This is a genomic window from Dyadobacter sp. HNCC25DJ186 (assembly GCF_056895235.1).
The window spans coordinates 1-10,216 of record NZ_JBXHAS010000024.1 but is presented as its reverse complement, the minus strand read 5'-3'; the positions used below and the strand labels follow the sequence as shown (position 1 = coordinate 10,216).

Genomic DNA, 10,216 nt, shown 5'->3' with positions numbered 1-10,216 from the left:
TCCTATGCCCGTAATACTAAAAATTATTAAACCACAAATTCCGCCAGACTCAGAAACTCCAAGCGTTTTTTAATTGGGGTGATCTGTGTTTTGACTTCTGTAAAATCTAATAATGCCTGAACGTAGAGATTTGGTATCAGGAAGCCAAATCGACATTCAGGCACACTCATATTCCCTCATATAAAACTGTTCACCAAACCTTCCACTCTCCAACCTCATGTAAAACCACTATTTCCGCACCAAACAAATACACCATAACTATCCCTAATAGAACAAACCAAAACACTTCACTAATCTTCAGACGGTTAAAACAAACACCCAAAACTTTGGAAAACAGGAAGCCCCACCAGCCTGCCTATATTCCCCGGTAACTCAAAACCGCTCCGTCAATATCCTCAGATCCGACACGGCCAGCCGGTAATTCAGCTGTGCAGAAAACAGATCGGCTTCGGATTTGGCGAGCAGGGATTTCGTGTTCAGTACATCGGCTTCGGTGTTCAGTCCGGCGAACTTTTTGTCGAGCTGCACTTTCAGTTCCTGCTGGCGGTACGTATAGGCACGTTCGGCAACCGCGATGAGCGACTGTGCCTGGCGGATCTTGCGGTAGGCTTTTTCAACGCTGTTGTTTACTTCGTCTTTTTTATCCGACAAAAGTACCTGCGCCTGTTGGGAAACCAGGTACCGCTGCCGGATCACTTCTTTGTTGCTGAAAATATCCTGCACATTCCATTTCAGACTGGCACCAACAAAGGGGTTGTTCTGCGGAAAAATAATGTTTCCTTTCTGGAAGGTATAGCCGGCAAAAACGCCAATATCGGGCCGGTAGCTCAATTTCGCAGCTTTCACGCCAAGTTCACTTTTTGATTTACCAAGATCGGCCAGCTGAATATCCACGTTGTTTTCCATGGCTCCGGTTTTGTAGTCTTCCAGCGTTCTGGTCGCTTCTACCGGCGTGAGTGAAACATTTTCAAGACTGATCTGCCCCGGTTCCACACCGGTCAGCCGGCTCAGATCGGCCAGATAATCCTCCTGCTGAATTTCCAGTTTCAAAAGATTCTGTTCTTCATCAGCAATATTGGCCTGCAAACCGGACTCGTTGGATTCAATGATTTTACCCGATAATTTACCGCTTTCCACATCGTAAAATTTCATTTTCGCCAGTTCCATTTTTGCACGTGCCTCTTCCTGCTGTTTCTGCGTGATCAGTATGCCGTAATATAGCTTCTCCACGGCCTGACGAATTTGCAGCGACACCTTCGTTTTCTCACGGTCCGCGATTTCCACATCCGTTTTCGCAACTTCCACGCCGGTGCGGATCTTACTCAACTGTGAGATCGGTTGATAGATCGTCGCTCCCGCATTGAAAGTCTGATGCTGTCCGAGATCAAAATTCAGTTCATTGTTCGGTAAGGCCACATTTCCGGCCGGCAACGGAATAACGCCCAGTGCCCCCTGCGGAATGGAAAGCTGGCCGATACTGGCGTTGTACTGGTAGGTCGAACTCACAGAAACCGCCGGGTACGCCTTGATCCGGTCCTCCTTTACCCTGGATCTTTTTTCATCCAGCTGCAAAGATTTTACACTGTATAATTTATTGTTTTGTAAGGCTTTATCGATGGCCTGATCCAGACTCAGCGGTGTTTGCTGAGCCATCGCATTTCCGGCAAAAAGCAGCAATACCGCTGCCAGCCAGCCAGATAAATGTATGTTCTTAAATTTCATGATGCGCTGTCATTAAGCTATTTTTCAATAATTCCTCCTTGTCCGACGGTTTCATCCAGCCGATATAAAGTACCGGCACGGTCAGCAGTGCCATGACCATACTCCATATCACCCCCACGGCAATCACGCTCGCAAGCGGGCTCCACATGGGCGAGCCGGAAATGATCATCGGAAGTACGCCGATTGCCGCTGCCATGGCAGTCAGGAAGATCGGACGAAGACGTCTTTTACCGGATTCTACTGCGGCGGTGGGAATGTCCATGCCGTGATGCCTGATCAGCTCATTGGTATGGTCGATCAGGATGATGGCATTCCGCACGACGATCCCAGACAGGCTGATCAGCCCGACAAAGGCGGTAAAGCTGAAATTGTTACCTGTAATATAAAGGCCGAACAAAGCACCAAAAAGGCTCAGCGGGATCGTCAGCATGATGATGGCGACTTCTTTCAGATTCCGGAATTGAAGCAGAAGCACCAGAAATATCAGCACCAGGCTCACGCCCAAAACCTTGATCATCTGACTGAACGTTTCCTGTTTATTGGCATACTCTCCGCCGTACTGGATCTGATAACCCGCCGGAAGTGTGAGTTTGGCAATTTCGGGCTGAATTTCTTTCAGCAGCTGAGAAGGCAGCGTGCCCGGCTGTGTTTCGGACTGGACCGTCAGCGTGCGGACTCCGTTGCGGTGCATGATCTTACCGGTAAACCATTGCGGCACGATATCGGCTACCTGCCTGAGCGGCACACTGGCGCCGGTCACTGGTGATTCCAGATATGTATTTTCAAGATCGTCGGTAGAACGGCGGTTTTTTTCATCCAGTCTCAAAACAATATCCACAGGCTCGTTGCCTTCGTACATGGTCGCCACCGGCGCACCGGCAAAACCCACATACACCGAACTTGCGATGCTGGTGGTGGTAAACCCAAGACGGCTTGCGTCGTTTTTGAGCTGTATGGCGATACCGTAATAATCTTCCCGGAAATCATTGCGGACCAGCCGGTTTCCTTTGGCTTTTTTAACAACCTCCGCCACCTGTGCCGCGATCTGTTTCAGCCGGTTGATATCCTCCCCAATAATCCTGACTTCCACCGGCGCTTTCAACGGCTGCCCCTGCTGCATGAGTTTTACCTGTACCACCCCTTCCGGAACGAGGTTATCCACCACATGCGAAAGCTCCTCAGCCAGCTCATCGGTAGTTTCTTCCGTTTCGGTATTGATCAGTATCTGGGCATAATTTTGAACCGGTACTTCGGGTGAAAAATTGTAATAAAAACGCGGGGCACTGGTCCCCACAAATGTTGCGTACGAAGTCACCCGTTTATCGGCCTTCACCATTTTTTCCACCTTGGCAATCGACTGACCGGTCCGGTTCATCTTTGTTCCGGTCGGCATCCAGAGTTCCACCACGAGCTGGTTTCGCTCTGCGGCCGGAAAAAACTGCTGTTTAATCCCTTTAGTATAAAGCAGCCCCGCGACCAAAATCGTACTCAAACTGGCGATCACCGTCGTTTTCGGATGTCGTACACACCAGCCCAGTGCGACGTTGTAGCCAGTCTGCATTTTATCCAGCAAACTTTCCTTTTTCTTTTTATCAGCCGCTTCGTCGCTGTGATCATGCAATCCTTTTTTGATAAAAGTGTAACACAAAAGCGGGGTGAGCACCATCGCCACGATGAAGGACGAACCCAGCGCAATGGCAACGGTTACCGGCAAAGCATGAATAAATTCACCGACTGTCCCGGTCAGCAAAACCATTGGTGCAAAAGAGGCGATGATCGTCACGGTGGCGGCAAGCACAGGAATTACCAGGTCGCTCGCACTGCGCCAGGCGGCCGTCCACCGGTCCACACCTTCATCCAGAAGCTCCACATAATTGTCGGCAATGACGATGGCATCATCCACGACCATACCCAGAACAACGATCAATGCGGCCAGCGAAACCTGGTGTAGTTCAATGCCAAAAGCATTCATCAGTGCAAAAGTAACGGCGACGGTCATCGGTATGGCCATGGCGGCAACGGCTGCGATCCGGAATGGCAACAGCAAAATCACGACGACGACCACTGAAATGATAGCCAGAAAAAACTCCCGGATAAAGTGGGTAATATTCGAATCCACCATTTGCGGCTGGTTGACGATGGTGGTCAGTTTGACATCATCCGGCAATAGTTTTTTAACCTCGGCCACCTTTTTCTGCACTTCGTCGCCAAACTGTACAATGTTGTTTCCTTCCTGCATCTGCACCGACAGGATCATGGCCTTGTTGCCGTTGACGGTCGTTTTGCTGGTGGGCTCGTTGTAGGTTCTTGTCAACGTGGCCACATCGCCCAGGCGTATCGTCTGTCCTGTTTTGGAACTGCCCACAATCTGGTTGGCAATTTCACTTTCCGAATTGTAATAGCCGTCGGTGTACAGGGGCGTCTGGCTGTTCTCCGTTTTAATTTCACCCGTGGCGTTAATGGCGTTCTGGCTTTGCAGCACTTTGATCACCTGGCTCAGGCTCAGACCGTACTGCGAAAGTTTTTCCGAATTAGAGCTGATCACGATCTGTTCTTTCTGCTCGCCGATTCTTTTCACCTTGGAGGTGGCAGGAACGGTGCGTATCGCGTCTTCGAGTTTTTTGGTATAATCTTTCAACTGAAGATAACTGGATGCGTTACTTTCCACGCCGATCACCAGCGCTTCCGTATCGCCAAAGTCCGAATTCACAACCGGCCCTTTTACACCTGCCGGAAGGTCCATTTGTTTTGAGATCAGTAACTGATGCCGCAGTTTACTCCAGAAAATATCCGGCTCTTTTACCTGCTCGCCAAGTTCTACGTTCACCACCACCATGCCGTCGGACGTGGTAGAATAGGTTTTGGCCTTATTAACTTCTGCATATTGAAACAGATATTGTTCCAGTTTTTTGGTCACCTGATCTTCCACCTGGGCCGAATTGGCACCGGGAAAATAGGCGATCACCAGACCCTGCCGGATCGTGATTTTAGGGTCCTCACGTCGCGGCATATTGAGCAGCGAATTGACGCCGACCGCGAACAGCAACAGCAGCACCGAAAGGGTGACCTGTTTGTATTTTAATGATGCTTCTACAAAATTCATGCGATTTCAGTTTGCAGGTTTTGGGTGATTGGTGACCCTTTCATTTATTTGGTTACCGTAATGTCTGCGCCGTCGGTCAGTTTATTTTGTCCTGAGGTTACGATCACATCGCCCGGACTGAGCCCGGACAGAATTTCGATGTAGTTGTCGGTCAGCTGCCCCAAACTTACTTTTCTTTCGAAAGCCTTATTTTTGGCCTTGTCAACCACGTAAACGATGTTTTCATTGTTGAGATTTCTCAGTACCGCTTCGGTGGGTATGGCCAGAAACTCGCTTTTCGCACCGGAATTGATCCGGGCTTCTGCAATCATGCCCGGCCTGATGATCAGTTTGGGATTGTTGATCGTAATTTTCACCGTGAAGGCCCGGGACGAAGGATCGGCAGCTGAGCCGACTTCGGTTATTTTCCCTTTAAATGTTTCGTTCAGGGACGATACCAGCACCGTCGCTTCCTGACCGATCTTGATATTCTGCAATTCACTTTCCGGGATATACGCATTGGCCTTCACCGTACGGATATCGGACACGACAAACAGCGGGGTACCGCTTCCGGTGATCTCCCCTACCTCAGCATTTTTCTTTAACAAAACCCCACTGATGGGACTGTACAATCTGGTATCCGACAGATTTTTTGCCTGTAATTTCTGCTGTGCCTTTGCCTGGTCGAGCCCGTGGCTGATTTTCGAAAAGTCACTTTCGCTGATGCTTTTGCGGTCGTGCATGATTTTCAGCCGCTCGTATTCATCTGCCACCTGCGCCACCTGCACATCGGCAATTTCTTTTCCAATGGCATAATTGGTAGGTTCCAGACTGGAAATCAATTGGCCTTTGTTTATTTTCTGGCCTTCATTGGCAGCGATGTAACTGATCTTTCCGGCGACCATAAAACCCAGACGGACCGTTTTTTCGCCTTCGATGTTTCCGCTGATCGATATCTCGCGGTCGGATTTCCGGTTTTCGACCGTCGACGTCACGACGGCAATGGAATTAACGGGTGCTTCTGAGCCTTCCTTTTGCCCTTTGTTGCAGGAAGCAACCATAAGCGCGGCCAGTGCAATTGTATAAAGCTGAATCTGTTTCATAATATGGGTAAATTAATTATCTGGCTGATTTTTATAATGTCAACGTTTCATTTCCTGACCGGCGATCCGCTGCGGATCTATGCCCAGAAAAACCAGGGACTGCCGGATCAGATCTGTAAATCCGGCTTGTCCTGTTATGAAAAAAGACATTTCGTCTCTCGTGTTTTCATTGATCACCGATTCCAGCGTTTCCTGTGCCAGCACACCCGGCTGTAATGTGCTCAGCAACTCGTCGTATACCAGGAAGCGTTCAGGGAAATGATTATGTAAAATCGTCATTTCTTTTGAAAAAAGCGCTTCGTTATTTTCGGCAAAAAAGAGCAGCGAAACATGATCGTACGGATGCTGAACCAGACGATTTTTTGCTTGCTGGTAAGACTCGGCAATCCCCGTTTCGTCGGTTACAAAAACATGATGTTGTGTGTGATCCATAATCCCGCGCTGTTAAAATGATTTTTTAATAACCATGCAAAGCTCGGGGCAAAGAAGGAGTTTTCTTTTAAGCTAGATTAAAAAATGAAAAAAGGGTAAAAATATTTTTTTCTCAGCGTTGCGCCCGCAAAACACTCAAAGTCTGCTGCGTGATGCCAATATAAGAGGCAATATGACCCAGATTGGCGCGTAACAACAAACCAGGCTGATGCACTTCAATCGTTTTGTACCGCTCCTGGGCCGACTGAAACTGAATAGAATGCAGCCTGTCGGAAAACGACCGCAGCACATCGATCAGCAAAAAACTGATCACTTTCTGCAAACCCGGATACGTTTCGGCCATTTTTTCGATTTCATGATAGGATACGGACAGTACGGTACCGGGTTCCAGCGCTTCCAGTCCGTAAGGCGAAGGGCGGTTGTAGAAAATGCTTTCCAGCGGCAACGTGAAGGTATTTTCCTCAAAAAAGTAATGGGTAATATCCTTTCCGTCTTTCAGGTAATAGGTACGCAAAAGCCCCTTCTCAACATAATAAACCTTTTTACCATGATTGTCCGGTTCAAGAATTTTTTGTCCCTTAAAAACCTGCTCCATTTTAAAAATAGAAGCCAGGCAAGCTGCGTCCTGGGGTGCAAAAGACTGCGATTCAAAAAATCGGGTAAGGCTCATAACGATTCAAATTTTCCTTTGGAATGAAAGTAGCCAGAAATTCTTTTGTTTGGAAATTGGAAGGGGAAATTTTCCTATGAACAGGATGAGCTGTGAAAGCTTTCGCCCAATGTTCCTCTTTCTCAGTCTCTTGTAAAATTGATGTTTCTTCATTGACCAGATCTGTTAACGTTGCAATGATGGACATCCGTAACGCCGGGAGTGTTATATGGCGGGTGGGATAAGTTGTATAGATCACTGGTTTTGAGATACCCAAAGATCTTTGTAACTTTCTTAAGTTGGCTGCGATACTCTCACAACCGTTGGTCACAATCCGAACTCCGATTTTTTTTGTAAATTCGTGTAGAAATCTAAAATCAGGAGTAAATGAAATTGCCTAAATACCCTTTGGCTTCAAGCGACAAAATGATGACCTTTGAGTTTGTAAGCGAAGGGAAGAAAGGGCTTATTCACAAACTTGTCAAGTATCAGCCTACCAACTTGAAGGGTTTATACAATCTTGCATTTGGAGACAAGAACCCTGAAACGGGAGAAATTGATGATAAAGTAATTTCAGATAATGGAGATAGCGAAAAAGTTTTGACGACGGTGGCTGCGACAGTTTATGCATTTATGGACAAATACCCTGATGCCTGGATATATGCAACTGGAAGCACAAAAGCAAGGACAAGACTGTACAAAATGGGCATTTCGAAATTTCTGGAAGAGGTCACATCCGATTTTGAAGTGCTTGGGGAACTAAATGATGATTGGGAAACTTTTAAACCTGACACTGAATATGACGGATTTTTGGTAAGAAGAAAAATATAAATAATCAAAACAATTATAGATATGAAAGTGACAGACGAATTAAAAAAGAGAAAAATTCCAATCGTAAAGATTGACAAGTCGCTGGATAAATTGGACGACAAGGTATTGTTTCCGGAAAAACTTGAAAAGGCAAACGAAATGCTGAAAAAGATTGGATTACCAAAACAGTGGACTACCAAACCAGCGTAAAAGACCCAGTACTAACAAAAAGCGCTTAATCGCGACATAGTATGTCAAGTTTTGCGTAAGCCGTATTTTATACGTTGATCAGCCGAATAAGTGCCACTTTGACTGAGCTAAGCGCATGTTCTTCAATAACCGCTTCCATTGGAGTTTCTATTTGGTAGGAATATTGCAGGTAATGTGAACTACCCTGTAAATTTGATATTGTACGCAATGGGCTCCCTTCTTACACCATAAATCCTCAAAACTACTGCAACAGCCTAAGCGATGGACGAAAATGACCAGCGCGGGTAGAGGGAGTATTGTATGACTGGCGGGATAGGTTGTATAGACCACTGGTTGGATGTAGTTGCCGAGATTTTGGAAAAATGATGGTAGATTGCTGGGAGAACAGGCTTTTTTGGGCATTGAGGCGAAGAAAATGAGATTGTTGCCTATCGGTATTTTTATGTTAATTATGTGTAAATTTTAAATAGATGCAAAAAGTACTACAAAACTTGCGAATATTACAAAGTTACCTTCAAGTGTAACAGATGAAATAACAAGAGATCCTTAAACGAGAATCTTGTTAAATTTTTCAAGAAAAGCTAATCATGAGCATACATCATTTACACTATATACTAAAAGAAATTGACACGACTTCACAAGTTCTATCAATTAAAAATTCTACGTTCTTTAAGAGATCGATAGCACGATTGATAGCAATGCGAATAGATGATTTTATTAAATTAGGCTTTTCGACAAATAAGCAAGCTGAAAACAAAAAGGTTATCAAAGATGAACTAAACGCACTGCAAACTCTTTATATAGACCAATTCAAATTGCAACGGGACAAATTTGGCGCTCATTTCCAGCATTTAGATTTTGGCAAAAGGTTGCAAGACTGGTCCGATATAAACGCAAACAGAGCCAGTTTTTTTACTGAAATACCAATTGATATCTATGGCCAGTTTAGTTCAGTGACTGGATATATACCTTATACTCCGGTAAACATAACATCTGGCATTTCAAGCAAAATCGAGGGGATAAATGATAAGTTTAATCTTGAACAACATCCTAATATATCATCTGATATTCTGGCACTAACACGACCAAATTCAGGTGGCATGCTGAATTTCAGCATGATTCACACGAAGGCAGGCGTTCTTAAATCACTTGAGTTACTTATTGATTATGAGTTGCTAATGATTGAGGAATTAAGAGGAGAGCGCGAAACAATGAAACTCTTTATTAAACTCTTTGTTACAGATTTGTTGAGCTACACAGACAATTACTTTACACGTACTGATATAACGAATACATCTCCGCAATATGAAGAAGGTTTCGATTACTATGTGGCAAATAATATAAATGACGGTACTAAAAAAGGTGATGAAATTATAAATGAATTCAAGACCAACTTCAAACTTGATGATCATATTTCAGAACTAAGAATAGTGCGCAACAAGGTATGCGGTCATATTGCCCCAACACTTACAGTCGCGCAGTTGGAAGACATTATCGATAATTTCGATCTTGTCAAGTTTCAAGACTTTTATAAGCGTCTTAAATCAATATTCAAATCCGTTTGCCATTCGACAATTTACTTAGGACAGTATTTGATTGATCCATTTGAAAAACTGTACGGTGTAGAAAAAATGGTCGGCATAGAAGTCTCATCTTTTGATGGTCAGCCGTTTCCTGAACCTTTGTCACAATATAAATCACCAAATGACGATAATCAATACGAGGAACAATACAGGCAATGGCTTGCAACGAGGAGTGATAGTGTACGAAGTTATTTTTGGAATTGCTTCATTTCTTCTGAGGTCATCGAACGAGTTCAAATTATTATTCCAAGCCTGCACGGTGGTGAAGGCTATCAATATCATAGTTTAAGGAAAGCCCACAAATTTTTTGAGGACAAGCTTTTAAGTGATAGCGTACCTATAACGGACAAAGTGGCAATCATTGATTTGTTTCAACAATGCAAGTCTGGAGACCCTGAAGCTCTGGCATATTTACTTGATAAGTCTTATCCTAATGATTTTAATTTGCGTGTGCACTACATTAGCGCTTTGGGCCAATTATCGCGTGAACGTTCTGATGGAACATTTCAACGTTGCTTTGAGATTTTCAATACAACAAATCTGCAAGGTAAATGTATTGCGATAAGAGCATTGTTCTGTATTGATTTGAGAGCACGAAGAAGTAATACAGGAAAGCATAACTCCG

9 protein-coding genes are annotated in these 10,216 nt (G+C 44.9%); 3 read left to right on the top strand and 6 right to left on the bottom strand.

From position 1 onward, the window contains the following. Nucleotides 1–372: 372 nt before the first annotated feature. From AC1XUO_RS29170 to AC1XUO_RS29145, 6 genes are all read right to left on the bottom strand, one after another. Complete coding sequence (locus AC1XUO_RS29170; protein WP_483333418.1) at nucleotides 373–1,722, bottom strand: TolC family protein; 1,350 nt, start codon at nucleotides 1,720–1,722, stop codon at nucleotides 373–375. After that, the gene (locus AC1XUO_RS29165) at nucleotides 1,712–4,825 is read right to left on the bottom strand and encodes an efflux RND transporter permease subunit (protein WP_483333417.1); all 3,114 of its coding nucleotides are present in this window, start codon (nucleotides 4,823–4,825) and stop codon (nucleotides 1,712–1,714) included. Before AC1XUO_RS29165 ends, AC1XUO_RS29170 begins: the two co-directional genes overlap by 11 nt. Nucleotides 4,826–4,869: 44 nt before the next feature. Beyond that, on the bottom strand, nucleotides 4,870–5,907 hold the full coding sequence (locus tag AC1XUO_RS29160) for an efflux RND transporter periplasmic adaptor subunit (RefSeq protein ID WP_483333416.1): 1,038 nt from the start codon (nucleotides 5,905–5,907) through the stop codon (nucleotides 4,870–4,872). Between the two features lie 39 nt (nucleotides 5,908–5,946). Next, on the bottom strand, nucleotides 5,947–6,339 hold the full coding sequence (locus AC1XUO_RS29155; protein ID WP_483333415.1) for a hypothetical protein: 393 nt from the start codon (nucleotides 6,337–6,339) through the stop codon (nucleotides 5,947–5,949). Nucleotides 6,340–6,451: 112 nt separating this feature from the next. Continuing rightward, nucleotides 6,452–7,009 carry a Crp/Fnr family transcriptional regulator gene (locus AC1XUO_RS29150; protein WP_483333414.1) on the bottom strand — a complete coding sequence of 186 codons (558 nt, stop codon included), beginning with the start codon at nucleotides 7,007–7,009 and terminating at the stop codon, nucleotides 6,452–6,454. Then, on the bottom strand, nucleotides 6,987–7,247 hold the full coding sequence (locus tag AC1XUO_RS29145) for a hypothetical protein (protein ID WP_483333413.1): 261 nt from the start codon (nucleotides 7,245–7,247) through the stop codon (nucleotides 6,987–6,989). The genes AC1XUO_RS29150 and AC1XUO_RS29145 overlap by 23 nt, the downstream gene beginning before the upstream one ends. A gap of 128 nt (nucleotides 7,248–7,375) precedes the next feature. Between AC1XUO_RS29145 and AC1XUO_RS29140 the strand changes: the two genes are divergently transcribed. The 3 genes from AC1XUO_RS29140 to AC1XUO_RS29130 all read left to right on the top strand — a co-directional run. Then, a complete protein-coding gene (locus AC1XUO_RS29140; RefSeq protein ID WP_483333412.1) occupies nucleotides 7,376–7,819 on the top strand; it encodes a DUF6934 family protein in 444 nt (147 codons plus the stop codon). Between the two features lie 21 nt (nucleotides 7,820–7,840). Continuing rightward, entirely contained in the window at nucleotides 7,841–8,008 is a 168-nt protein-coding gene (locus AC1XUO_RS29135; protein ID WP_483333411.1) for a hypothetical protein, read from the top strand. Between the two features lie 587 nt (nucleotides 8,009–8,595). Then, on the top strand, nucleotides 8,596–10,216 hold a 1,621-nt coding region (locus tag AC1XUO_RS29130), incomplete at its 3' end, for a hypothetical protein (RefSeq protein ID WP_483333410.1).

Excerpts from the sequence above, each read along its gene's own strand:
- AC1XUO_RS29140 (WP_483333412.1), top strand. The coding sequence starts at position 7,376 with ATGAAATTGCCTAAATACCCTTTGGCTTCAAGCGACAAAATGATGACC.
- AC1XUO_RS29135 (WP_483333411.1), top strand. The coding sequence starts at position 7,841 with ATGAAAGTGACAGACGAATTAAAAAAGAGAAAAATTCCAATCGTAAAG.
- AC1XUO_RS29160 (WP_483333416.1), bottom strand. The coding sequence starts at position 5,907 with ATGAAACAGATTCAGCTTTATACAATTGCACTGGCCGCGCTTATGGTT.
- AC1XUO_RS29150 (WP_483333414.1), bottom strand. The coding sequence starts at position 7,009 with ATGAGCCTTACCCGATTTTTTGAATCGCAGTCTTTTGCACCCCAGGAC.
- AC1XUO_RS29165 (WP_483333417.1), bottom strand. The coding sequence starts at position 4,825 with ATGAATTTTGTAGAAGCATCATTAAAATACAAACAGGTCACCCTTTCG.
- AC1XUO_RS29170 (WP_483333418.1), bottom strand. The coding sequence starts at position 1,722 with ATGAAATTTAAGAACATACATTTATCTGGCTGGCTGGCAGCGGTATTG.
- AC1XUO_RS29155 (WP_483333415.1), bottom strand. The coding sequence starts at position 6,339 with ATGGATCACACACAACATCATGTTTTTGTAACCGACGAAACGGGGATT.